We start from the raw sequence: 24,100 nt of genomic DNA on the forward strand, positions 1-24,100 counted from the left end.
TATTATATCTTCAACATTACTCCTCCCCAAGAATATCCAACACCAAACCCGGCTAACAGTATATTACCTAATAACTTATTTTCTTTCTTTGCCTGATATAAAGCAATCGGTATCGTTGAGGATACCGTATTCCCCGTTTCTTCCAAACATATATAGAATTTGTCTTTAGGCAACTCAAGCAATTTTCTCAGATAATTTATCATATATTTATTTGCTTGATGGAATACATATAGATCAATATCATCTCGAGTTAGTTGATTTATTTTCAACACATCCTCAATAAGAACGGGAACAACCTCCGCAGTAAAATTAAAGATTTCACCTCCATTCATATACAGATAATCTCCGGATATCGGATTCCCTGAACTGTCAAAAGTCAGATCGTTTCGGGGGCTTTTATTACGGAATGCCCCTGTTCTTACGATTAAGTTTTCCGCCCCACGTCCATCCGTGCCTAAGCTAAAATCCTTTATTTCTGCAAATCCATCAGTAGATATTAGACATGCAGAAGCAGCATCTCCAAAAATAGCTCTGTTTCCTTTATCTTTATAGTGAATATGTTTATTGTATGTTTCCGCCGTAATTAGCAGCACATTACGAGCGACTCCTATCGCAATTAACCCTTTAGCAATAGATAAACCATAAATGAAACCAGAGCATCCCAAATTGTAATCTACAGCCCCACATGACGTCGGAAGCCCTAACTCGTTCTGAATAATGCAGGAAGACGTGGGTAAAAAATAATCCGGGCTTTGGGTACAGAGTAATACAAAATCAATCGTTTTTTTATCTATACAATGCTCATCAAAGAGTCTCTTCGCCGCTGATATCGCCATGTCTGTTGCTGTTTCATCTTCTGCCGCAAGATGCCGTTGAGTCACCCCAATTTTACTTGTTATCTTCTCTACAGACCATTCCGGAAACTCTTCGGCCAACTGCTCATTTGAGACTGTCTTTTGGGGTAAATAATACGATATCGCTTTTATATACGCTTCCATCTGTTGATACTTACGTTATAAGACACCTTCTCCTCCTCCCGTTATATCAATACAGCTCCCCGTCATCCACGAACTTTTGGAGGACAATAAATAAATAGACAAATAGGCGATATCATCGGGTGTGCCATAACGTTTCAATGGATATTTCTGCTGCGCTTCATTTAGTTTGTCATGATTAAAACCGATATTTGATATCATATTCGTTAAAACCATGGCAGGACAAATACAATTCACCCTAATTTGACGAGGCGCGAGTTCTAAAGCCAATACTTTTGCATACGATATCATCGCTCCTTTTGAGGCGCTGTATAAAGCATTCCCGACACTGGGTGCATAAGCTGCACGAGAAGCAATGAAGACAATAGACGCTTCTTTTTTTATTTTTTTTGCCTTCAAAAGAGCTGTTTGCAACAAGATCGGAGCAACAAGATTCGGAGAGATTGTTTGTTCAATGTCAGCAGGCTCAATTAACTTTGTTACAATCCTATGATTAACGCCTGCACAATGTACTATTCCATCTAAATCGGGAAGCTGTTCCACTAAATTATCCATTGATGCTTTGTCAGTCAAATCGGCGGCAAGTTCTATGTGATTTTTGCCTGACATTTGGTATAATGTCTCTTGCAAACGACTCTGGTTACGTGCAGTTAAAATTATATTTGCCCCCATTTCAGAACATCGTATGGATATTGCTCGCCCAATACCGGACGACGCTCCCGTAACTAACACCGTTTTATTTGACAAAGAAAATGGATTTTGTTCCATTATTGCTTAGACAGAACATAATTAAACAATTCCTCAATAGAGTTGATCTCTAACAAATCACTGTTTTTTATATTTACGTTGTATTTTTTAGCAATCATGTTTAAAACAGCTAAAGCTGTTAATGAAGACCATTCTTCCAATTCTTTAAAATTAGTAGTTGGTACGAATTCACTAATGTCTGTATCATCAAATTGGTCTGCAATTCTTTCAATAAACTCTTTTAATTCCATAATTCACTTTTTCAGATTTACACTACTAGGGATATTTACGATTCGTTCTTCGAGCCATTGTGTATGTTTCAAGCCATCGGTTTCGCATCCTTTAAACATTTCCAATCGATTCATAAGCTGCCATGCAGGGCGTGTCATGATGCCATGGGCGTTCGTATACTGCAAAAAATCCTGTTGAGCTTGTCTGTCTTTCAACAGGATGGTGTTTAACCAATAATTCGATCGACAGTTTTCAGGTTCGAGGAAATAATCCATATCATCTATTGTCGCAAAAAACGCGTGATATTTTTCGGCCGTTTCACGTTTATTCAGGACGAATTCTTCCAAATGCTCTAATTGCGCACATCCCAATGCCGCATTGATATTAGGCATACGATAATTATAGCCGACCCTGTCGTGAATAAACTCCCAACGATGAGGCACTTTCGCCTGTGTCGTAAGATGCTTGGCTTGAGCTCCCAATTCTTCGTTATTCAATAATAACATTCCGCCACCACCGGTCGTGATCGTCTTGTTTCCGTTAAAACTAATCACGCCGACACGCCCGAAAAGTCCGGTATGCTGTCCTTTATATAGACTACCAAGGCTTTCTGCCGCATCTTCAACTAATTCGATATGATACTCTTCACAAACAGCCGCAATTTCATCGATTCTTGCAGGATGCCCGAATGTATGCATCGGCACACAGGCTTTTATCCGACGTTGGGTGTTTTTGTTAAAGCACTGCGAATCTTTCATTTCCGCATTTCTGAAGAGCCAATCACGCATCGCATCCGGCGAAAGTCCCATAGTCGATTGATCAACATCTAAGAAGACCGGGTGTGCATCGATATAACGTATGGCATTACATGTGGCGATAAACGTAAGCGCTTGAGTCAAGACTTCGTCTCCTCGCGCTACTCCGACAAGCAACAGCGCCAGATGCAAGGCATTGGTGCCGTTCACACAAGTAACAGCCCTTGCCGCTCCGGTATATTGGGCCATCTTTTCCTCAAATCTATCAACAAATTGACCTACGCTGGATACAAATGTCGTGTCAACACATTCGGCCAAATATTTTTTTTCATTTCCAATAAAACAAGGTGCATGAAGAGGAACTTCCGGAGCTCCGTATAAATCATGAATAAAATCTGTTATTTTCTTATAGCTGCTCTCCATAGACGCTACACGTTGTATATCCCGGATTTATATTTCACTAAGTTCTTGTCATTCTTAAACCACTCGATCGTTTCTTTAAGTCCTTCTTCAATCGAGTATGAAGGGGTAAATCCGGTAAGAGACTTTAATTTCGTATTGTCTCCCCATAAACGGAAGACTTCAGAACCTGCAGGACGCAGACGTTGTGCATCTTCAATGAATTTTACATCTGCCAACATGAGTCGGGCTACCAGCTCAAATGTATCACGCATGGATATCTCATAGTTGCTGCAAATATTGATTTCCTGTCCGATAGCCTGGTCACAATTCGAAAGTTCGATAAACCCTCTGCAAGTATCTTTGACATAATTAAAGTCACGAGTAGGGCTTAGATCACCCAGTCGTATCTCTTTCATTCCACTCATAATCTGCGTTATGATAGTAGGGATGATGGCTCGTGCCGATTGGCGAGGCCCATACGTATTGAAAGGGCGCACAACGATCACCGGCAGTTCGAACGTATTGTAAAAGCTCATCGCCATGGCATCGGCCGCAATCTTCGTTGCCGAATAGGGCGATTGCGGTTGCTTCGGATGCTTCTCATCGATCGGCACATATTGCGCTGTGCCGTACGTTTCGGAAGTCGAAGTTATTAGCACCTTCTTCACTCCATTTTCTTTTGCTGCCTGACAGATATTCAATGTCCCTTTGATATTTGTATCTACGTAGCTGTCGGGAGCTATATACGAATAAGGGATTGCGATGAGGGCAGCCAGATGAAAAATCGTATCCACATCTTTCGATAGGTGTTTACAAAAGTACGGGTCGCGTACATCACCCGTCACCACTTCCAACTCAGGATGATCCAATCCTTCAAGCCATCCCCAGTCATTAAATGAATTATAGTAAGACAACGCTCGTACATGATGACCTTCCTCCAATAACATTTCCGTTAAGTGAGAACCGATAAATCCATCTGCTCCGGTAACTAGTATTGTTTGCATTATAATGATTTGATTTTTCTTGCCACAAAACCAAGGCTTTCTTTAAAAATAACGGAGTTTGTCATCCATAATATCCCAATATAAAAGGCAGCAACTAATATGATCTTAGCAGAGAATAATATGTATATATTTCCAATATTTTTCGTAATAAACCACGTCATTCCAATGGAAAAGATTACAATTACAAAGTATGGCAATATATCTTTTATTATAGATAAAAATCTAATACCAATCAGTTTATTTGTAAAATAGTGATTCGGGAAGAAACACATTAAACGAATTACGATGTAGGCAGTAATCATCGGTATGATTCCTAATGGCCTCATTAATAAAGCGCTTAATATCTGAAAGAAACACATGGCAGTAATGACCCATACATAAACATCCGATTTTCCTTTGGAAATTAGCAAATACACATAGATTGATTCCAAGAAACCAAAACTCCCCCAAATACAGAATAACTGCAAAAATATGACACTGCCCAGCCATTTTTCACCGATCGTCAGTAAAACAAATTCTTTCCCGACAAAAAGTAATCCAAACATTGCAGGAAAAGTAACAAAAGCACCGAATCTTACTAACTTATGAAACACATTAACCTGCCGATGTATATTATCCGAAGCTTCTACGAGAACGGATTGTACCACTCCTGTTATCATCCCCGACAAAACAGAATTACCCAAAGAGGCCCATTTATTACCTTGACTATAATAACCCGTTTCCGTTTTTCCATAATAACGCCCCAATATGACGGAAAAGATATTGGCAGATAACATACCCACAATAACACCGATAAATATCTTCACTCCGAATCCGAACATTTCTTTGAGCGGGGCCCAGTCAAATTCAAATGTCGGCCTCCATGGCGAGAAGTACCAGCGCAGCACTACGGCAATCATTATCTGAGACAGCTGCTGCACCGCCAATCCCCAAAACGCAAAACCGTTTAACGCCAATACCAGCCCGACTGCACCCGAACAGAACACCGCCGCCATATCGATGATTCCACGTTGCTTGGCCATGATTTTTTTAAGTAGATAGGCGTTGTGTGCAATGCCGGAAGACGCAAGGATAAAACTCAGGAAGACGATTCGAGAAAGATGAACCAGCACCGGCTGGTTATAAAACCGGGCAATCAGTGGCGCCGTAAAAAACAGAATGACATACATTCCAATAGCCGCAAAGACATTAAACCAGAAGACCGCATTATAGTCCCTGTGTTCGATAGTTTTTCTGTTGATAAGCGCCGTAGTAAAGCCACTGTCCATAACCGCATTGGCCATCGCCGTGAAGATGGCCAGCATCGCCACTAATCCGTAATCGTCGGGCGAAAGGATCCGGGCGATGGCTATACCAAAAGCCATACCAATCACTTGCTGTACGAAATTGCTGATTCCGCCCCAGAACAAGCCCTTGGCTGTTTTCTCTTTCAGTGTCGCTTCAGGCATTTAGATATTATTCTCCTTCTTTTTCTTTTACGTAGCGAGGTATTGAAGAGTTCTGAATCGCTTTCAATGCAATATCTTTTACACTGGTTTCAGCACGAAGAGCCTTATCGGCATACTCTTTTACCTGTGCCTGGAGCTCTTTTATCTTTTCCTGCAGAGAGGTTATTTGCTGATCTTTCAGACGAATCTCTGCCTCATTCTGCTGTTCGGAGAGTTTGTTTTTAAACTCATACTCCGTCTTTAAGCTCTTTGTGATCTCCGTCTCCTTATCGGTCAGCGCCTTTTCCAACATCTGAGGATACTCGGCGTGATATTTGCGCAACTCCACCAATTCTGCTTCTGCAGTTTTGAGGTTCGTTTCACGTTCCATCATTTCCTGCTCGAACTGCGCTTTCCTCTCTTGAAGCTCTCTTTCGAGTTGCTGCACTTTGGATTTATACTCGTCCGTATCCTTTTGCCTTGCTGTTTTCAGATGGTACGTATACTCTTCTTCTTCACGCTTACGTCGCTTGGCCACCTCGTTGGCATACTCCTCCTCTGCCGTTTTGTGTTTCAGCTTCTCCGTCTCCCATAAAAGTCTCGCTTCAGTCATTTCTTTTTCGAAAGCTTCTTTCTTTTCTTTCTGTACAAGAAGCATTGTGGCTAACGAGTCAGTATTGGCCGTGAGCGAGTACAATTCTTCGAGTTTCTTCTCCTCAACTGCAATGGCCGTTTTTATATCGGATAATTTCTTATATTCGATGGAAAGCCCTTCCAATAATTCGTTTAACGAACCGTTTAAAGTCACTTTCAGGTTTTCGATACTTTTTCCGATATTGTCTTTTGACAAGTCGGAAACACGATCACTTATTTCTTTATTTTGCTTCTCTTCCTGTTGCAGTTTAGGATGATTAGCTTTGGCTTTCTGCACTTCTTCCAAAAGATTTTCGTATGCTTCGAGAATCTCCGTCTTGGTGTTTTTTGATGATACGACGGTTGCCATAATTATTAATGTTAATTTATTATTTAATCATTTTTTGTCCGGATATTTTCAACGCATAAATCCGCTCGATGATATCGACGACTTTCATGCCTTCAAGTACATTCGTCGTTATCGTATCGGAGGTGTTACCGGAAAGCACATTCACCACGTTGCGGATCACGAGGTGATGGTTCTGTGCCGAGCCTTTGTAGGCGCCGTAGTCGTTGCCCGGATTCGTAGGCGGCAGGACAGGCATCTCGTAGTCCCGGATATGGCAATACTCGACTTCGTTCATATACTGTCCGCCAATTTTCACACTTCCGTTTTCCGCCACAATCAGCATACTGCTTTCGAGGTTTTTATCCCAAACGGCAGTCGAGTAGTTCAACGAGCCCATACCTCCTCCGTTCGTAAAACGGAAGTGAACGACGCCCGAGTCTTCGAACGCGGTTGTGTCATGGTGATTGAAATCGTCGAATCGCGCCTGTATGTCGGTAATGTCACCGAAAAGCCAGTACATCACGTCAATAAAATGCGAGAATTGTGTAAAGAGTGTGCCGCCGTCCAAGTCGGCCGTTCCGTGCCACCCGCCGGGTTTGTAATAACGTTCATCGCGATTCCAGTAACAATTGAGCTGCACCATGTAAATCTGTCCCAAACGTTCCGACTCAATTATCTCTTTGATCCAGACCGAAGGCGGAGAATAGCGGTTTTGCATCACACAGAAGACTTGTCGATGGTGTTTCAGACCGGTGTAGATGACCTTCTCGGCATCGGCTACAGAGAGTGCCATCGGCTTTTCGATGACCACGTGACAGCCTGCTTCCATCGCCCGGATAGCCATCGGGGCATGCAGACCGTTCGGCACGCAGATATTTAATACGTCGAACGGAATACCGCTTTCTAATAAAGCATCCAAACTGCGGAAAAAAGGTACTTTATATGCCTCGATACCCAATACGAGTTCGGGTCGGATATCGCAGAGGGCCACCAGCTCCGCTCCCTCTTCACGGGCGATCATTTCCGCGTGGCGTTTGCCGATATGTCCGCAACCCACCACGGCAAAACGAACCTGTTTGATCATCTTTTTTGTTGTCTTCTCCATACAACAAGTCCACGTCACTCCCATCGTGCGGGGCGACCTAAAAAGCGTTGCAAAGATACAAAACTTATTCTATATTATTGCAAGCGGCATCCGTGCCCGGAAAAGTATGCTTTCTCTTCGCCCGACAGGCGCTTATATATGATACGTTGCGCCCGTCCTGTCTCCGGGTCACGACGAGACGGGCGGGTGGCGCCTCTGTTCCGTCCGTTCTGCCTTATGCTTTTCCGCCGTACCCGAAGCCGAGATCGTCGATCACCGCCTTGACTTCGGCTTCCGTAGCGGTGCCTTCAACAAAAGCCGTCCCACTGTTCAAATCAACGCTTACGGAAGTGACGCCCGCCAACTTGCCAAGGCCTTTCTCCACACTTTCTTTGCAATGGTTGCAACTCATGCCGGTAATTTTATATTTTGCTGTCATATCGTTTATTTGTACAGGTTTTTGTTTGTATTTCAAGAAAAAAGCATAAACAAGCAGTAGCACAAGCAGGATGCTGCACGAGGTCTTGAACCAGGGTGTATCCGGCTGGCAACAGGCCGCAGCCGTGACGGTGAGCGGAGCCGCAAACCATTCGGCAGGCAGTAGATAATCGATTACCAGCCCGAAGCCGACTGCACCGATCATGATGGCTGCAAGATAAGTGATAAGGGTCTTTGCGCCCATCACTTTGCGTATAACGAGAATAGCCGCCATGTTCGTGGCCGGCCCCGCCATCAGCAGGACGAGCGCCGCACCGGGCGACATGCCTTTCAGCATCAGTGCCGCAGCAATCGGGATAGACCCCGTGGCACAAAGATACATGGGGACAGAAAAGAGTAGTACGAGTAACATGTTCTTTATCGGGGTGTCAGCATACTGCTCGAAAAAGGTTGTAGGCACGAAGACGGTAATCAGTCCCGCAATCACCAACCCGATCACTAACCATTTACCGATATCTTGAAGCATTTCCACATATCCGTAGCGCAGCGCTTCAATCAGACGGTTGGATCGTCTCGAACGGGAGGAATTGTTATTGTTGGAGCATCCGGTCTCACATGGAGAAGGAGATGATCCGTTCGATTCTTTCTCACTGCCGGCGGCGAAGCGGTTCACCGCCATTCCGCCAACAAACGCGGTCACTAACGCCACGAACGGACGGATGACAGCAAACGGAAGTCCCAGAAGCGAATAAGTCGCCATGATGGAGTCGACCCCTGTTTGTGGCGTAGCGATCAGAAAGGAGGTGGTTGCTCCCTTACTTGCCCCTTCGTTGCGTAACGACATGGCTGTGGGTATCACTCCGCAGGAACACAGAGGCAATGGAATACCGAATAAGGCCGCCCACAGTACCGACCGGAAATCATTCTGCGAAAGATAGCGCATGTAAATTCCCCGCGGTACATACACGTGCAGCAGTCCCGCAAAGAGGAAGCCCAGCAACAGGTAGGGCGACATCTCATTCAACAGGCTGATAAATGCATTCCATGATTCCATAAGATAATTTCTTTTATTAACCGATCATTCCCTTCATGTCATTGACTTTGTCCGAGCACCTTGCGATAGGCAGCCTCGTCGTTGATGATACGCAGGGCTTCTTTCAGGCTTTCGTTGTCGTCGTTGATCGTTTGAAAGTATTCGTTCATATTGAACAAGTCGCGTGCGATAAGCGCCTTAAGTTGAAGCGAAATCAGCGGCTTGGACCGATGATATTGCTCCTCGTTAAATTCGATCTTCTCGTCGGCCGCAAGTTTCTGAAGCTCTTGAAGCATTTCATCCGTCACTTCAAACTTCGCCCTGTATGTTTTGAATGCCGGATATTTCCTGCTCAGTTCCTTGCGATTCCTGTCGAGATAATTCATCGCTACGCGGTTGACGATTCCCATCCCGGCTACTTTCCGGTGATAGTCGGTGTAACGCGTCGAATCGAAAGGAATAAAAATATCGGGCATGATTCCGCCGCCCCCATAGACCGTGCGTTTATTCAACAAGGTATTGAATCTCAAGGAATCGGGAAAATGAATACTGTCGACATTCATCAGTTCGCCCCGATTATACCGTTCGATCAGATCACGATTATATTCTTTGGCCTGACCGTTCTTATAAGGTTTTTGAATATATCGTCCCGAAGGCGTGTAATAACGTGCGACAGTGAGGCGGATCATCGATCCGTCGGGCATGGGGATCGGTTTTTGTACAAGTCCCTTGCCGAACGTGCGGCGTCCGAGAATGATGCCTCTGTCCCAATCCTGCACGGCCCCGGAGACGATCTCACTCGCCGAAGCCGATGACTCGTCGACCATGATGATCAGCCGTCCGTTCTCAAATCCTCCTTTTTCGGTAGCGTCGGCCTCCTCGCGTGGCTGTCTGTTCCCTTTTGTATAGACGATCAGCCTGTCTTTTCCGAGAAATTCGTCGGCTAAGGCACACGCCACATGGAGATAGCCTCCGCCGTTGCCCTGCAAGTCCAGAATCAGATGTTTCATACCCTGTTTGCGGAGCTTGTCGAGCGCTTGGTTAAATTCTTCGTTCGAAGAGGCGGCGAAACGATTCAAGCGGATGTATCCGGTCGTTGCATCGGCCATATAAGCAGCGTCTAAACTGTAAACGGGTATTTTGCCACGGATAATCTTAAATTCGAGCAATTCGTTGGAGGTACCGCGTTTCACTTTCACACGCACTTCGGTACCTTTCGGGCCTTTCAGCCGTTTCATGATGTCGCTCGTTTTCATCTTCACACCGGCAATCAGCGAATCGTCTACCATGATGATCCGGTCGCCGGCCATCAGTCCTACTTTTTCCGAAGGACCTCCGGAGATGACCTGAATCACGTAGAGCGTGTCGGTAAGCATATTGAACTGGATACCGATGCCGTCGAAGTTACTGTCCAACGGCTCCGTCAGCTCTTTCGTTTCCTCCGGATCCGAATAGTCGGAGTGAGGGTCTAACTTTTCAAGCATCCCGACGATTGCATCTTCTACCAGCTTCTTTTCGTCCGTCTTATCCACGTATAAGTTGCTGATGGCATACAATGCCATGGAGAGCTTCCGGGCTTCCATGTCGGATCGCTGCTGCGCATGAGCCGATGAATAAAGCAATATGCAGACTATAAGGATCGATAAAATTCTGTTCATGATTTTTGTTGTTTTAATGTGTGTTGAACTTCTTGAGGAACAAAACGGGAGATATCTTTGCCATATTGTAACAGCTCGCGCACGATACTGGAACTGATATGTGTATATTCGGGCTCAGTAAAAAGAATGAACGTTTCGATACCGGTGAGTTCACGGTTGACATCCGCCATATACTTCTCGTACTCAAAATCGTTTACGGTGCGGATACCGCGCAGAATAAACCGGGCATCTATGCGTTTCGCAAAATCGACGGTCAACGAGTCATACAACATGACTTTAACGCGAGGATCGCTGCGATAGAGTTGTTCAATGGATGCCACTCGCTCCTCTAATGAGAAATATGTTTTTTTGGCCGAATTGATTCCGATGGAAATGACGATTTCGTCGACTAACGTTAATGCACGATCGACCAACGACTGATGGCCGATCGTGAAAGGATCGAAAGTTCCCGGGAAAATAGCTCTTCTTTTTTCCATGTGTCTGCATTCAGGCGGTGAGGTCTTCCTCTACCACAAGATTGTCAATAATAAAATTTTGTCTCTCCATCGTATTCTTTCCCATGTAAAATTCGAGCAGTTCCTTGATCGCGTCTTCCTTTTTGATGGAAACAGGATCCAAGCGCATCTCTTTCCCGATAAAATGTTTGAATTCGTCGGGAGAAATTTCACCTAATCCTTTGAAGCGCGTAATCTCCGGATTCTTTCCCAATTCATGAATTGCCGCGTTTTTCTCTTCCTCGTTGTAGCAATAGATGGTTTTCTGTTTGTTACGGACGCGGAAGAGCGGGGTTTGAAGGATAAATACATGCTTTTGTTTCACCAAGTCGGGGAAGAACTGGAGAAAGAACGTGATCAGCAAGAGCCGGATATGCATGCCGTCCACATCGGCATCCGTGGCAATGATGACCCGGTTATAGCGCAATCCGTCCAGCCCGTCTTCAATGTTCAAGGCGGCTTGCAGCAGGTTGAATTCTTCATTCTCATACACGACTTTTTTAGTCAGACCGAAGCAGTTCAGCGGTTTTCCACGCAGACTGAATACGGCCTGTAAGTTCGGATCACGGCTTTTCGTGATCGAACCGCTGGCCGAGTCGCCCTCAGTAATGAAGATACTGCTCTCGGTCTTGTTATCGCTCTTCCCGTCATTGAGGTGGATACGGCAATCGCGCAGCTTACGGTTGTGAAGGTTCACCTTCTTAGCCCGCTCCCGTGCTAATTTCGCCACTCCGGCGATGGCCTTCCGCTCCTTTTCAGATTCCTGTATCTTTTTATAGAGCGCATCGGCTGTTTCCGGATTCTTGTGAAGGTAATTGTCGACCTCCTTCTTTATAAAATCGCCGATAAATTTGGCCACCGACAGATTGCCTTTCGGACTCATGTTTCGCGAGCCTAACTTGATCTTTGTTTGCGATTCGAACTCCGGCTCCTCTACTCCTATATATATAGCGGCTACAAGTCCACTACGGATATCGGCCACTTCGAGGTTCTTATTGTAAAACTCCTTCACCGTACGTGCAAAAGACTCTTTGAATGCGGCCTGATGCGTGCCTCCCTGCGAAGTGTACTGTCCGTTGACGAACGAATAATAATCATCGCGCGACTGGTTGACATGCGTAAAGGCAATCTCTATATCGTTCGCTTTGAGATGTACGATAGGGTAAAGAATCTCGTCGGTGATGTTTTCATTGAGCAAATCTTCAAGACCTTTTTCCGAAATATATTTTTCTCCATTGTAATAAATGGACAGTCCTGAGTTCAGGTAGCAATAATTCCGAACCAATGCCTCGACAAACTCGTGACGGTATGCGTAATTTTCGAAAATGGAAGGGTCGGGCGTGAACCGGATAAGAGTCCCGTTTCTCTCTTTCGTCTCAACAGCCTCAGCGTCGCAGACAAGTTTTCCGCGCTGAAACTCAACCTTTTTTTCTACCTGATCACGATACGATACGACGGTAAAATCGGTAGACAGCGCATTGACCGCCTTGATACCGACTCCGTTCAGACCGATGGACTTCTTGAATGCCTCGGAGCCAAACTTACCGCTGGTATGAAGCGTCGAGACGGTTTTCGCCAGATTACCTTGCGGAATGCCGCGTCCGTAGTCACGTACCGATACATGCCCTTCGTCGATCGTAAGATCGATCCGGGTGCCGGCTTTCATACGGAACTCATCGATTGAGTTGTCGATGACCTCTTTCAGAAGGACGTAGATGCCATCGTGCCGATCTTCGCCGCCGTGCGTATTGCCAATATACATACCGGGACGCTTGCGAACGGCGTCAAGTCCTTCGAGCGTGACAATATCTTTATCTTCGTAAACCGTCGTTTGCGAAAGGTTTGCGTATTCGTTCATAAATCAAATCAGTTTTTTGATAAAGACCCTTCGTGTTTTATGATGCTCACGTTTAAAATAATCCCACTGCGCCTGTACGGCCGTATTTGTCTCCAACTCGATGTTGCTCTCCGCGTACTCCGCTCCCAGCTTGATATATTCGGGGATAAGGTCGCAGAAAAGAAGTGCATTCACGCCTTTGTTCTGATATTCGGGAAGTATACCCATCAGATACAGATCGACAATCTTCGTTTTCGAGTGCATTGCTTTGAGCAGTGGAATGAAACCGAACGGGAAGAGTCGCCCTTTGGCCTTTTGCAAGGCATGCGAAAGGCTGGGGAGCGAGATACCGAAGCCGACTACCGTATCGTCTTCTTCGCGCACAATCAACGTGATCAGGTTAAGACGCAACATCGGAATATATATCCTTACATAGTAATCAATCTGCTTCGGGGTCAGTTCGGCAAACCCGTAGAGCGGAGCGAACGACGCATTTAGCGTTTCGAAGACTTTGCGCGCATACGGCTGAATGTCTTTTCGTTTTTTGAACTTCAATACTTTGAGGCCGTATTTCTTTTTCACGATTTCGGCGATGCGCAAATGTTTTTCGGGGATCGCGTCCGGGATATAAATTTTAAACTCGTGCCAGTCCTGATCTTTCACGTAGCCCATCCGTTCCATCTGTCGGGGATAATACGGATAGTTGTAGATCGTTGCCATCGTGCCGAGCTGGTCGAACCCTTCGATCAGCATCCCCTCGTGATCCATGTCGGTAAAGCCCATCGGCCCGTGAACAGCTTCCATACCTTTGGCTTGGGCCCATGCCTCTACGGCATGAAACAAGGCATCGACAACTTCCGGATCATCGATAAAGTCGACAAAACCGAAACGTGCATATTTTTGTCCCCAGATCTTGTTGCTGGCATGGACAATCATCCCGGCAATCCGCCCCACGATCTTATCATCCTTATACGCCAAAAAATAAATCGCTTCGCTGTTTTCGAAAGCAGGATTCTTCTCTTTCGATAAGGTAATCATTTCCTCCTCGATAAGTCCGGGAACATGATACGGGTTGTCTTTGTATAAATCGATATTGAACTTGACGAAGTTCTTCAGATCCTTTTTTGTTGTTACTTCTTTAATTGATACACTCATATTCGCAGCTGCTGTAAACGTTCTTCCGTTTTTTTAAGCGACAAATGTAGTGATTTTAATTCAGACCTGTGTTGTTTTTTAGAAAAGGGAGAGTAGTAACTCCTCGATAGAGGCTTTCATCCGGCGACTTTTTCCGGTGAAATTATTGACTAAGATCACAACGGCATAACGCTTCCCGTCGTGATCGATGTATCCGCCATAACACAGGACACGACTCATGCTGCCGCTTTTCAGTCGCGCTTTTCCTTGCAACGAGCTTCCTTTCATCATGTTTCGCAAGGTACCGTCTATCCCTGCTTGCGGCAACGAATGCACGAAGGCCTCCGATGCTTTCGAACGCATGGCCATGTAAGTATATACGTCGCACAGGAATTCGGCCGTTACTTTGTTGGTAATGGCCAGACCACTCCCGTCGAACATCCGGAGCGAAGAGGTGTCGATCCCTTTTTGCTTCCAATACTGTGTGATGACCTGTGCTCCCCTTCCGAAAGAAGAGATCGCCTCTTTCGAGGAAGGAGCATAACGTAACCCGAGCGTTTTGAACACGGCGTCGGCATACAGGTTATGGCTGACGAAACAAAATATGCGAGTGAGCTCCTTAAGCGGAGGCGAATAAGTTGTGATCAAGGTTTTGCGGGGTGTCTCTTTCCACTGTCCAGCCTGTGAAAGGATGCGATGGCACGAAGGAGCCCCTTTGATGCGGATACCTTCGCGTTGAAGGAACGTATGAACGTAACGGGCTGAAAAAAGCGCAGGGTCGGGAATATCGCCAATCAGTTTGAAGTGAGAGCAGCGCGTAGGGATTGCACCGTAGAGGTATCGCTCATTGGAAAATGGGAATCCGATGATAAAACAGCTGTCGGTAGATGCGGGAAGAGCTTTGAGATAGTTGTGAAACGTGAGAGACGGTATGTCCGGTTCACAGTATTTGATCGCCGGAGTTGTACCGGCCACTCCGCTCTCAAGGTACAGACGGAACTGATTATCGAAGATGTTCAGCCCATAGCTCCCCTGTCCGTATTCACTTCCGAGGTCTTCACGCATCCATTTCATCGATACGCCTTCGGTATCGAAAATGCTTTCGTCCGCAATCAGCGCTCCCGCAACTTCGCGGATGCCGGCCTTGCGGATACCGGCTGCCCAAAGCATCAGCACACTGTCTTTCGGGGTATCAAGTTCAGACGAGTTAAGCGTAGGGTCTCCGCTTCCGCAGAGGTACAAATTACCGTGCAGGATGCCGTCGCGAATTTCTCCGTCGTACGAAACAGACGTCTCGAAGCGAAAGTTTTCACCTAAGATTTCAAGAGCAGCTGCTGCCGTAATGGTCTTCATCACCGAAGCCGGGGTCAACAGACGCTTGCTTTCATACTCGTATATGACGTCACCTTTGCTTACTTCCTTTACCATCAATGCGACGGAAGCTCCTCGAACCATCGGCTTGTCTAAGAAACACTTTAATGGAGCAGGAACGGATTGGGAGAAAATTGTCTGTGTACCGAAGCAGAGACATGCGGCCAAAATGATTTTCCACCGATCAATCATGATATTCCTCATTTTTTATCTATATCTATATATAATATTAGAAGCAAAGATATGAATATGAAAAAAGAAATACGGAAAAATTACGGTATTCGTTGTTTTCTTCAAAAAAAGCATTACCTTTGCACTCGCATTAAAAAAAAGTACTTCAAGTTCGATTCGCTAGCTCAGCAGGTAGAGCACATCCCTTTTAAGGATGGGGTCCTGGGTTCGAGCCCCAGGCGGATCACTCCAAAAAAGGTCTTCATTTTTGAAGACCTTTTCTTTTTTAAACCGGTCATTACTAATGATATTCAGCCTGTTATTTCATGTCTGTAATAAGTCATTCGAGACACCCGGGGGGGGAGCGTCTCGAATCAATGATCAATTGCGATTCCGTGTACTCGAAGAATGACAATTAACCCTTAATTATCTATCCGAAGGGATTTTACAATTGATGAATCACTTTCATCATCTGTTCGCCCAATCCGATGGTATACCCCTGCGAAACGAATACGACCCGTCCGAAGGTATCGGCAATGATAAAGATCGGGAGGCTGTCGGGATTCGAGAGTTTCATCGCGTCGGTAACCATACGCGAAATCTCGCCGTTCTCATCCGTTCCGAGCGTGATGGTCGAAGGTAATTCGCCGAACTCATTCCGGTCGAAGAGTTTGAAGTTTTGTTCATTTTTGAAAAGCAGGATCATACTGCGATTCCATTGTTCGAAATCGGCCTTGAGTTTCGCAATATCACGCATGGCATGGTTCGTCGGCTCCTGACGTGCACCAAGAATACCGATGACGAAGTAACCGCGTCCCGTGGTGTTGAGGATTGTCGTTTCCTCACCTTTCTCGGTACGATACTTCGCTTCGGCGTTGATGTTTCCGATCACTTGGATGTCGGCATCGTCGTGACGCATCACAAGGTCGACCGTCGTTTTCTTTTCTGCTTCGATAGGAAAGAAGCTCAGACGCGCCAGCACCTTCCCGCTGGCCATACGCGTACCGCTGACAAGTACATAGTTCCCCTCGTCTAATCGCAAGGAACAAGGCGATTGCAGCAGGTCTTTCCATGTATCGCCCGCCCCCATGTCAGCCTCCGTCTCGAAGTTCAGCGTCTGCAACCGGGCATCGTCCTTCAGCCGGGCAATCGTGAAATGACTATAGTACTTCGGATTATCGAGCGCTTTGACCGGTTGATAACCGGCTGAAAGCGCTCCTTGCGGAGCATTCGCCCGACTGGCGGCCGCCTCGAAATCAACGTCGAGCCATCCGCGGCAGTAATATTGGACCTTGCCGGTGACCGATTCGATACGTGCAGGGATGCCCAGACTGCGTGCCACAGCAACGAAAAAGATATTGCGTGAATGTGTATCGGCTATGCGCGCCTTCCAGACACCTATCGGCATTATCGGGATACGTTGCGGATTCAGGTCGTTGCGCACAGTGATATGTTGTTTCACCCATTCGACTAATGCTTGCGGATTCTTGCGTGCCTCGGTTGCTAACGAAGCATCAATTTGCTCGGCGAAAAACTTCTTGTAAGGTGTCAGATACTCATTCCATATACGCGGATTCATAACGAAAAAATAGAAGAGGCTCTCAAGTTCCGAGGGAGCCTTAGAGACGGTCTTCTTTATTTCGTAAAGATTCTCCGGGATCTTCGGTGTATTGTCTAAATGATCGAGCAGGACGTCGGCGGGAGTATCGCGCAAATCTTTCTCGGAAATTCTATACAGCAGGAAGATCGCCTCGATTGGCACGCTTCCGGGTTGGGCTCCGGCCATCTCGGAGTAGAGATCTTTGTGGTTGACCGATTCGCGGAGGAATTTCTCTATTTCTGCATGGTTTCCGCGGCTTTTCCGCATGATTTCCTTCAGTTCGTGATTGGGCACCAACAGTTCTTTTGCCAATGCAACAGCCATCGTGTCCGTAAAGAAAGTTGCGACGTAACGGTTTCGAATCTCGTCTTCCTCGTGCATCCGTCGGGCGTTTTCTTCTTTTTGTTCGTCAGTCACCTCGCTCTCGGCAGCGATCGTACCTTCTACCGGCGGTACGATATCGAGTTCGACAGTTGCCGTGTCGCCCGGTGTTTTATCGAGGGTAATCGTTACCTCATCATCTTTCCCAAACGATACCTTATGATACCCAAACCGTCCGTCTTTCGTAGCCCATACAAGCATATCGCCTTTCCCGGCAGCGAGCGAGCACCGGCCTTCATCGTCGGTCTTCTTACGCGCCACGGAATAAAACTCGGCATAGTTATACAACTTGAACTCCACCAGCGCGTCTTCTACCGGTTTGCCTTCGCTGTCCGTCACGGTTACAACGGTCTTGCCGGTCGGTGCATAATGATCGATGACATTGATTTCCGTATAACATGCCGTCTGTTCCATCACCTCTTCCGGACCGTTATACGCTCCGAATGCTTTGGTATGCATCAGCATGCCGCGATACGCCGGAGCGTTGAACCAGCCCAGGTTAAGTACGGGTTCAGGCTCGCAGGCACCCAAAAAATACCACTTGCCGTTGACCCACGCCTCGACCCACGCATGGTTATCGTCGGTATGGGCCCAACGAGGCGTATACACCTGACGGGCAGGTATGCCGACCGAGCGTAGAGCAGCCACCGTAAACGTCGACTCTTCACCGCAACGGCCATACGCCGTGCGTACCGACGCAAGCGGCGAGCTGGTGCGTGCATCCGACGGCATGTAAACAACTTTCTCATGGCACCAGTGATTGACCTCCAGCACGGCATCGTGCAGCGACAAACCTTTTACACGGTCTTTCAACTCCTCGTAAAACACCATCCGGCTCTCGTCTAAATTCTCGTTATTGACCCGCACGGGAAGCACGAAGTGACGAAAAATCATTTCGGGAATATCTTTGCCCCAAGGCATCTCCTTGCGTGCGGCAAACGACGAACGCACGTTCTTCAGATAAAATTGCCCGTCGTAGTCGGCAATGTCGCCCACCGGCATGTAGGCATACAAGAACTGCATGGCCTCGCGTTCGGGCACAGTCATCTCCGTATCAAAAACGGCAAACAGGGACGAGTCGGCAAATAACTCGGCTTTCGCATCGAAATCTTTCGACACTTGATCTCGGTAAGTAGAATCGGTGATAAAATGTTCGGGCTTCTTGCATCCGAAAGTCACACACATCATCATGATTGCTCCAGCAATAAATCGGTTTGCTTTCATCGTTATTTTTTTAATTTATACTCCGGCAATACCGGCAACGTTATTATTGAATCGGTCAAAGGTACGAATATTTTCAGCATAATGACCATAACATACCGACGATTTGTCCGCTCATCGGCAGAAAGCAGGTCATACCGCGGACGAACAACAACCTTAACCTTCTCCTCATTTGAATTTCTTCAAAAATGCTTTTCGTTTCTTCCTGTGTTCATCATAAATCCGCTTAATCTCTATCCCTTGAGCAAAATAGGATTCCATTTCCCACCCCATACATTCTATGTATCTTCTCAGCACATAATGATACAACTCATCCTGTACGTCGAACCGGGTGAGGTTATTGAGGCATTCGTATGCCGTAAAATTCTGCCCGAGGGCTTTGAAGCGCATCCGGTTCGTATCGATCAAAGAAAAGGTATAATGCCCGTCGTCGCGTGTGCGGAACAGTACATTCGTCGGATTCAAGTCGCCGTGAAGAATGCTCTTTTGATGCAATGCCGCCACTAACGCTGCAAAACCGTCGGCAATGACACGATCGAAAGGCTGCTGTGCAACAAGACGTTCATAGATCGCCGGCGCACCATCTTCTTCCGCAAGAAAATAACAATGAGAGAGCAGCCCCCTCCGACGTTGCTCAAGGTAGGCAATCTCGTGCGGCGTACCAAAGCCGCGATGACGCAAAACAGCTGCATAGAGGTAAGCACGTTGAGCTTTTGTTTTCCTGAAAAATCCATAGATGATCCGTTGAATCAGTATCGGTTTTTTGAAACGCTTTACGATGACGGGACGCCCCGACGGCAACACGAAACGTTTCACCTGATTGCGTTTATCGTAAAGCATCTCTCCTTCCCCATCAAACATCATCGGCAGCTGCTCCAAGAAAGTTTCAACCTCATCGCCGGAATACGCCGGATGAATCGCGAATCTCATGCCTTACTCAGATAGTCGTTTATCTTTCGAACAATTTGTTCGGCTGTAATTTGTGACAGGCAGGCCCAATCGCCACGATAACAAGGTTTATTTCCGTACGTTGAACATGGCCGACAAGGCAAGTCGGCCTGTATCGCCAAGTCGTAAGGCTGTTTATAGCCGTAAAAACCTGCATATGGGTGGGTAGCCCCCCAAATGGAGATCACCTTCGTCCCGACAAGCGAAGCAAAGTGCATATTCGCCGAATCCATACACAGAAAGACATCCAGACGACTGATCAGCGCCAGTTCATGATCCAGCCGATGCTTCCCGGCCATGTTCCGAGCACCCGGATATTGAAACGCCCATTGATCGAGAACCGCCTCTTCGTAGCCTTTTCCGCCGAACAAAAAGATCGTCATGTCGTTTTGCCCCGACAGGGATTTGACGACTTCCTCCATCTCGTCAATGGGATAAATCTTCCCGCGATGCTTGGCAAACGGCGCGATGCCGATCCATTTACCTTGCTTCTCGCCGGCCATAGATGCAATCAATGCATCATCGGCAGGATGTTGTTCGTACAAAGAAATAAAGGTATCGGTAAAATGAAATCCGGCAGTCCGAAAAACATCGGCATAACGCGCCGATACAAGCCGCAGAGGGCGGATGGTTTTCGGAGGTCTGCCGGTCAGGCGTCTACGCTCTTCCCGCATCTTATCCACTATATATACCGGTCTACGCTGTAACCGGAAAGTAAAATCGATCACTCTGCTGCGAATAACATCGTGCAGATCGAGAATTTTATCGAACTTATACCCGGTCAGAGCAAAAGCGAAACGCAACACCCCCCATAGCGTCTTCTCCGTGCTTTGCGTGTTGAGACCGATGATTCGTACATTTTCGGGACGATGGATGAAAATCGGTATCAGGAATGACTGCGTCAGTACGGTAAACGAGTCCTCAGGATTAGCTCGCGCCACCGAATAAATGACAGGGATTGTCATGGCTACGTCGCCGATTGCCGATAATCTTATGATCAATACTTTTGCCATTCTCTTGTGTCAAAAATCATACGCTCTGCACAAAGATACGATGCTAAAACGACTCGTGCAAGTTTTCGCCGAGCAGAACGCGCTCAATCACGGCGGGGTAATGCGCATATTCGAGGGCATGTACTTTAGTCGCCACATCTTCAGGAGTATCGGTCGGAGCAACCGGACAACGTGCCTGAAAAACAACTTGCCCTTCATCGTATCGGTCGTTGATAAAATGGATGGTAATCCCCGATTCCGTATCGCCGGCAGCCACGACAGCCTGATGCACGCGCATACCATACATTCCTTTCCCCCCATGTTTGGGGAGCAAAGCCGGATGAATATTGAGAATTTTTTTCGGGTAAGCACGTAAAATGGCGTCCGGAATCTTCTTCAGGAAACCGGCCAATACAATAAAATCGGCGCCATCTTCAGCCAATTTCTTCAAAACGGAGGTGCCACCGGACAGACTTTCTTTCGGGAAAGTTATGGAAGGAATCCCCAACCGTTTTGCACGATGGTGTACTCTGGCAGAAGCATTTTCGGAGTACACGGAAACCACTTCAACCATTTCGTTATCATGAAAATATCGTATGATATTCTCTGCATTTGTCCCATCGCCCGAAGCGAAAATAACCATCCTTTTCATCGCTTTCCCAAAAACAAGAAATGCACAAAAAACATAAAAATGTGCAATATTCGAGTTTTTTTGCCTTAAAAATTTGTTCTGTAAGATAAAAAATTCTTTCCTTTGCACTGCAAAAATAGAAAGTATTGCAAAAACAGTATTCATTTAAATCAAAAAATTATGTCTGATGTAGCATCTCGCGTAAAAGCGATTATTGTTGACAAATTGAGTGTTGAAGAATCGGAAGTAACAAACGAAGCAAGCTTCACGAATGATTTGGGAGCAGATTCTCTTGACACAGTGGAGTTGATCATGGAATTTGAAAAAGAATTTGGCCTCTCCATTCCGGATGACCAGGCTGAAAAAATCTCTACGGTAGGAGACGCTATTGCTTATATCGAAGCAAACGCGAAGTAATCTGCTTTTTATTCAGTATGGAATTAAAAAGAGTCGTAGTAACGGGTCTCGGTGCTCTTACTCCTATCGGCAACAACACCGCGGAAACGTGGGAGTCTTTGCAGAAGGGGGTAAGCGGCGCAGGGCCTATTACTCAATTTGATGCCTCCAAGTTCAAAACACAATTTGCCTGCGAAGTCAAAGGGTTCGACCCATTGCAGTACTTCGACCGGAAAGAGGTGCGCAAGTATGACCGGTATGCACAGCTCTCGCTCGTAGCAGCGACGGAAGCCGTGACAGATTCAGCAATGGACTTGGAAAAGGAAGATCTGAACCAGATCGGAGTGATCTTTGCCGCCGGTATCGGGGGTATCCGTTCGTTTGAAGACGAAGTACGGGACTACGATGCGGAGCGTGGGCCACGTTTTAATCCGTTCTTTATCCCTAAGATTATCGCAGATATAGCGGCCGGTCATATCTCGATGAAATATGGTTTCAGAGGCCCCAACTTTGCCACGGTCTCGGCATGTGCCTCTTCGACAAACGCCATTGCCGATGCGTTCAACTATATCCGTTTGGGCAAAGCCAATGCGATCGTAGCCGGAGGTGCCGAAGCCGCCATCGCCATTGTGGGGGTGGGAGGTTTCAACGCCATGAATGCGCTCTCGACACGCAACGATTCGCCACAGACCGCTTCCCGTCCGTTCAGTCAAAGCCGCGACGGCTTCGTTATCGGAGAAGGAGCAGCCTGTCTGATCCTCGAAGAGCTGGAACATGCTCTGGCACGCGGTGCAAAAATTTATGCCGAAGTAGCAGGCGCAGGTCTCTCGGCAGACGCTCATCACCTCACGGCAAGCCATCCCGAAGGATTAGGTGCAAAGCTGGTGATGCGGAATGCGCTGGAAGACGCGGAAATGAAACCGGAAGACATAGACTATATTAATGTACATGGTACGTCTACTCCTGTGGGCGATATCTCCGAAGTAAAAGCCATCAAGGATGTCTTTGGCGAACATGCTTACAAACTGAATATCAGCTCAACAAAGTCAATGACCGGTCATCTTTTAGGCGCTGCCGGCGCATTGGAAGCGGCAACCGCTGTGTTAGCCGTACGTGACGATATCGTTCCTCCGACCATCAATCATGCCGAGGGAGACGATGATCCTGAGATTGATTACAAACTGAACTTTACGTTTAACAAAGCACAAAAACGCGTGGTACGGGCTGCATTATCCAACACGTTTGGATTTGGCGGGCACAATGCCAGTGTAATTGTGAAAAAATTTGAGAAATAGACGTGCGTTTGTTCTTACAACAACTAAAAAGGCTCTTTATTCCTCAGAATAAAGAGCCTTATCTGTCCTTATCCCAACTGTTGGGATTCCATCCGAACGATGTGAAACTCTACGAACAGGCGCTTACACACCGCTCGTCACACTTTCCCGACGGCAAACGACCCCATAATAACGAACGGCTCGAATTTCTCGGCGACGCCATCCTCGGAGCGACTGTAGCCGATATTCTATACAAACATTTTCCGAACAAAAAAGAAGGTTTTCTGACCAGCGTACGCTCTAAAATCGTACAACGTGAGACCTTGAACCGTATAGCCCTCGAAATGGGGCTCGACAAGATGACCGTTGCCTCCATTCGCCCCAACTCTCACAACAACTGCGTATATGGCAATGCACTCGAAGCACTGATCGGCGCCATCTATTTGGATCACGGATATCGGAAATGCTTCAAGTTTGTCAAAGAGCGAATGATCGGTCATTATCTGTCGCTGGAAAAATTAGCCCGCAAAGAGATGAACTTTAAATCGAATTTGTTGGAGTGGGGACAAAAAGAAAAATTGAGAATCGATTTCGAACTGACAGACATCTATTCAGACAAAAACAAAAACCCAATATTTCATACCACTGTATCGGTTGAAAGTCATCCGTTAGCCACAGGCACAGGCTACACAAAGAAAGAGTCGCAACAAACGGCGGCCAAAAAAGCGATCCGGAGGATTCGCACAGATAAAAACATGCAAAGCCTGATTACCGAACTGAAACGCCAATCTTCGCTCAAGCCCGAGGGAGCCCCGATGTAGCGTATTTATCCCAGATTCCGCAATAGAACCAATTCTCCATGACGCGTGCAACATGTTGGTCGGCCTATGGCGT

General features: G+C 46.6%; 21 protein-coding genes and 1 tRNA gene. 4 read left to right on the forward strand and 18 right to left on the reverse strand.

Annotation, left to right across the window (positions count from 1 at the left end):
• Positions 1 to 2: 2 nt before the first annotated feature.
• From BFO_RS04680 to dacB, 14 genes are all read right to left on the reverse strand, one after another.
• Positions 3 to 998, reverse strand: a complete 996-nt coding sequence (locus BFO_RS04680; protein ID WP_014224485.1) for a ketoacyl-ACP synthase III — start codon at positions 996 to 998, stop codon at positions 3 to 5.
• Between the two features lie 15 nt (positions 999 to 1,013).
• The gene (locus BFO_RS04685) at positions 1,014 to 1,763 is read right to left on the reverse strand and encodes an SDR family NAD(P)-dependent oxidoreductase (RefSeq protein WP_014224486.1); all 750 of its coding nucleotides are present in this window, start codon (positions 1,761 to 1,763) and stop codon (positions 1,014 to 1,016) included.
• Positions 1,763 to 1,993, reverse strand: a complete 231-nt coding sequence (locus BFO_RS04690; protein WP_014224487.1) for an acyl carrier protein — start codon at positions 1,991 to 1,993, stop codon at positions 1,763 to 1,765. The genes BFO_RS04685 and BFO_RS04690 overlap by 1 nt, the downstream gene beginning before the upstream one ends.
• A 3-nt stretch (positions 1,994 to 1,996) precedes the next feature.
• Positions 1,997 to 3,151 (reverse strand): LegC family aminotransferase, encoded by a 1,155-nt coding sequence (locus BFO_RS04695; protein ID WP_014224488.1) that lies wholly within the window; start codon positions 3,149 to 3,151, stop codon positions 1,997 to 1,999.
• Between the two features lie 5 nt (positions 3,152 to 3,156).
• Positions 3,157 to 4,134 carry an NAD-dependent 4,6-dehydratase LegB gene (locus BFO_RS04700; RefSeq protein WP_014224489.1) on the reverse strand — a complete coding sequence of 326 codons (978 nt, stop codon included), beginning with the start codon at positions 4,132 to 4,134 and terminating at the stop codon, positions 3,157 to 3,159.
• Complete coding sequence (locus BFO_RS04705) at positions 4,134 to 5,582, reverse strand: lipopolysaccharide biosynthesis protein (protein WP_014224490.1); 1,449 nt, start codon at positions 5,580 to 5,582, stop codon at positions 4,134 to 4,136. The genes BFO_RS04700 and BFO_RS04705 overlap by 1 nt, the downstream gene beginning before the upstream one ends.
• A 7-nt stretch (positions 5,583 to 5,589) precedes the next feature.
• Positions 5,590 to 6,564 (reverse strand): coiled-coil domain-containing protein, encoded by a 975-nt coding sequence (locus tag BFO_RS04710; protein ID WP_014224491.1) that lies wholly within the window; start codon positions 6,562 to 6,564, stop codon positions 5,590 to 5,592.
• Positions 6,565 to 6,583: 19 nt separating this feature from the next.
• Positions 6,584 to 7,627 carry a Gfo/Idh/MocA family protein gene (locus BFO_RS04715; RefSeq protein WP_041591131.1) on the reverse strand — a complete coding sequence of 348 codons (1,044 nt, stop codon included), beginning with the start codon at positions 7,625 to 7,627 and terminating at the stop codon, positions 6,584 to 6,586.
• A gap of 235 nt (positions 7,628 to 7,862) precedes the next feature.
• Positions 7,863 to 9,119, reverse strand: a complete 1,257-nt coding sequence (locus BFO_RS04720; protein ID WP_014224494.1) for an SO_0444 family Cu/Zn efflux transporter — start codon at positions 9,117 to 9,119, stop codon at positions 7,863 to 7,865.
• A gap of 38 nt (positions 9,120 to 9,157) precedes the next feature.
• Positions 9,158 to 10,756 carry a S41 family peptidase gene (locus BFO_RS04725; protein ID WP_014224495.1) on the reverse strand — a complete coding sequence of 533 codons (1,599 nt, stop codon included), beginning with the start codon at positions 10,754 to 10,756 and terminating at the stop codon, positions 9,158 to 9,160.
• On the reverse strand, positions 10,753 to 11,232 hold the full coding sequence (gene coaD, locus BFO_RS04730) for a pantetheine-phosphate adenylyltransferase (RefSeq protein WP_014224496.1): 480 nt from the start codon (positions 11,230 to 11,232) through the stop codon (positions 10,753 to 10,755). Before coaD ends, BFO_RS04725 begins: the two co-directional genes overlap by 4 nt.
• A 10-nt stretch (positions 11,233 to 11,242) precedes the next feature.
• Positions 11,243 to 13,108 carry a DNA topoisomerase IV subunit B gene (locus BFO_RS04735; RefSeq protein WP_014224497.1) on the reverse strand — a complete coding sequence of 622 codons (1,866 nt, stop codon included), beginning with the start codon at positions 13,106 to 13,108 and terminating at the stop codon, positions 11,243 to 11,245.
• Between the two features lie 3 nt (positions 13,109 to 13,111).
• Positions 13,112 to 14,242: a hypothetical protein gene (locus BFO_RS04740; RefSeq protein WP_014224498.1), complete on the reverse strand. Its 1,131-nt coding sequence runs from the start codon at positions 14,240 to 14,242 to the stop codon at positions 13,112 to 13,114.
• 78 nt (positions 14,243 to 14,320) lie between these two features.
• Positions 14,321 to 15,784, reverse strand: a complete 1,464-nt coding sequence (gene dacB / locus BFO_RS04745) for a D-alanyl-D-alanine carboxypeptidase/D-alanyl-D-alanine endopeptidase (RefSeq protein WP_014224499.1) — start codon at positions 15,782 to 15,784, stop codon at positions 14,321 to 14,323.
• 153 nt (positions 15,785 to 15,937) lie between these two features.
• On the opposite strand from dacB, the gene BFO_RS04750 reads away from it, so the two are divergent.
• Positions 15,938 to 16,010: transfer RNA gene (locus BFO_RS04750), tRNA-Lys, on the forward strand.
• A gap of 198 nt (positions 16,011 to 16,208) precedes the next feature.
• Here BFO_RS04750 and BFO_RS04755 read toward each other — a convergent pair.
• The 4 genes from BFO_RS04755 to purN all read right to left on the reverse strand — a co-directional run bounded on the left by BFO_RS04755 (position 16,209) and on the right by purN (position 21,557).
• A complete protein-coding gene (locus tag BFO_RS04755) occupies positions 16,209 to 18,968 on the reverse strand; it encodes a transglutaminase domain-containing protein (protein ID WP_014224500.1) in 2,760 nt (919 codons plus the stop codon).
• 165 nt (positions 18,969 to 19,133) lie between these two features.
• Positions 19,134 to 19,895 (reverse strand): lipopolysaccharide kinase InaA family protein, encoded by a 762-nt coding sequence (locus BFO_RS04760; RefSeq protein ID WP_014224501.1) that lies wholly within the window; start codon positions 19,893 to 19,895, stop codon positions 19,134 to 19,136.
• The gene (locus tag BFO_RS04765) at positions 19,892 to 20,926 is read right to left on the reverse strand and encodes a glycosyltransferase family 9 protein (RefSeq protein ID WP_014224502.1); all 1,035 of its coding nucleotides are present in this window, start codon (positions 20,924 to 20,926) and stop codon (positions 19,892 to 19,894) included. The genes BFO_RS04760 and BFO_RS04765 overlap by 4 nt, the downstream gene beginning before the upstream one ends.
• 43 nt (positions 20,927 to 20,969) lie before the next feature.
• Positions 20,970 to 21,557: a phosphoribosylglycinamide formyltransferase gene (gene purN, locus BFO_RS04770; RefSeq protein WP_041591132.1), complete on the reverse strand. Its 588-nt coding sequence runs from the start codon at positions 21,555 to 21,557 to the stop codon at positions 20,970 to 20,972.
• A gap of 159 nt (positions 21,558 to 21,716) precedes the next feature.
• On the opposite strand from purN, the gene BFO_RS04775 reads away from it, so the two are divergent.
• Genes BFO_RS04775 through rnc form a run of 3 tightly spaced genes read left to right on the forward strand, consistent with a single transcriptional unit; the run spans position 21,717 to position 24,027 of the window.
• Positions 21,717 to 21,953 carry an acyl carrier protein gene (locus BFO_RS04775; RefSeq protein ID WP_014224504.1) on the forward strand — a complete coding sequence of 79 codons (237 nt, stop codon included), beginning with the start codon at positions 21,717 to 21,719 and terminating at the stop codon, positions 21,951 to 21,953.
• Between the two features lie 17 nt (positions 21,954 to 21,970).
• A complete protein-coding gene (fabF, locus tag BFO_RS04780; protein WP_014224505.1) occupies positions 21,971 to 23,227 on the forward strand; it encodes a beta-ketoacyl-ACP synthase II in 1,257 nt (418 codons plus the stop codon).
• A 2-nt stretch (positions 23,228 to 23,229) separates the two neighbouring features.
• On the forward strand, positions 23,230 to 24,027 hold the full coding sequence (rnc, locus tag BFO_RS04785) for a ribonuclease III (RefSeq protein ID WP_141728758.1): 798 nt from the start codon (positions 23,230 to 23,232) through the stop codon (positions 24,025 to 24,027).
• The last annotated feature ends 73 nt before the right edge of the window (positions 24,028 to 24,100 follow it).

This window comes from Tannerella forsythia 92A2 (assembly GCF_000238215.1).
In the GTDB taxonomy this organism is placed as follows: Bacteria; Bacteroidota; Bacteroidia; order Bacteroidales; family Tannerellaceae; genus Tannerella; species Tannerella forsythia.

Coding starts and splice junctions, on each gene's coding strand:
- BFO_RS04720 (WP_014224494.1), bottom strand. CDS start 9,119: ATGGAATCATGGAATGCATTTATCAGCCTGTTGAATGAGATGTCGCCC.
- dacB (WP_014224499.1), bottom strand. CDS start 15,784: ATGATTGATCGGTGGAAAATCATTTTGGCCGCATGTCTCTGCTTCGGT.
- BFO_RS04690 (WP_014224487.1), bottom strand. CDS start 1,993: ATGGAATTAAAAGAGTTTATTGAAAGAATTGCAGACCAATTTGATGAT.
- BFO_RS04725 (WP_014224495.1), bottom strand. CDS start 10,756: ATGAACAGAATTTTATCGATCCTTATAGTCTGCATATTGCTTTATTCA.
- coaD (WP_014224496.1), bottom strand. CDS start 11,232: ATGGAAAAAAGAAGAGCTATTTTCCCGGGAACTTTCGATCCTTTCACG.
- BFO_RS04695 (WP_014224488.1), bottom strand. CDS start 3,151: ATGGAGAGCAGCTATAAGAAAATAACAGATTTTATTCATGATTTATAC.
- BFO_RS04710 (WP_014224491.1), bottom strand. CDS start 6,564: ATGGCAACCGTCGTATCATCAAAAAACACCAAGACGGAGATTCTCGAA.
- purN (WP_041591132.1), bottom strand. CDS start 21,557: ATGAAAAGGATGGTTATTTTCGCTTCGGGCGATGGGACAAATGCAGAG.
- BFO_RS04765 (WP_014224502.1), bottom strand. CDS start 20,926: ATGGCAAAAGTATTGATCATAAGATTATCGGCAATCGGCGACGTAGCC.
- BFO_RS04760 (WP_014224501.1), bottom strand. CDS start 19,895: ATGAGATTCGCGATTCATCCGGCGTATTCCGGCGATGAGGTTGAAACT.
- BFO_RS04700 (WP_014224489.1), bottom strand. CDS start 4,134: ATGCAAACAATACTAGTTACCGGAGCAGATGGATTTATCGGTTCTCAC.
- BFO_RS04715 (WP_041591131.1), bottom strand. CDS start 7,627: ATGATCAAACAGGTTCGTTTTGCCGTGGTGGGTTGCGGACATATCGGC.
- BFO_RS04680 (WP_014224485.1), bottom strand. CDS start 998: ATGGAAGCGTATATAAAAGCGATATCGTATTATTTACCCCAAAAGACA.
- BFO_RS04735 (WP_014224497.1), bottom strand. CDS start 13,108: ATGAACGAATACGCAAACCTTTCGCAAACGACGGTTTACGAAGATAAA.
- BFO_RS04755 (WP_014224500.1), bottom strand. CDS start 18,968: ATGAAAGCAAACCGATTTATTGCTGGAGCAATCATGATGATGTGTGTG.
- BFO_RS04775 (WP_014224504.1), top strand. CDS start 21,717: ATGTCTGATGTAGCATCTCGCGTAAAAGCGATTATTGTTGACAAATTG.
- BFO_RS04740 (WP_014224498.1), bottom strand. CDS start 14,242: ATGAGTGTATCAATTAAAGAAGTAACAACAAAAAAGGATCTGAAGAAC.
- BFO_RS04685 (WP_014224486.1), bottom strand. CDS start 1,763: ATGGAACAAAATCCATTTTCTTTGTCAAATAAAACGGTGTTAGTTACG.
- BFO_RS04705 (WP_014224490.1), bottom strand. CDS start 5,582: ATGCCTGAAGCGACACTGAAAGAGAAAACAGCCAAGGGCTTGTTCTGG.
- fabF (WP_014224505.1), top strand. CDS start 21,971: ATGGAATTAAAAAGAGTCGTAGTAACGGGTCTCGGTGCTCTTACTCCT.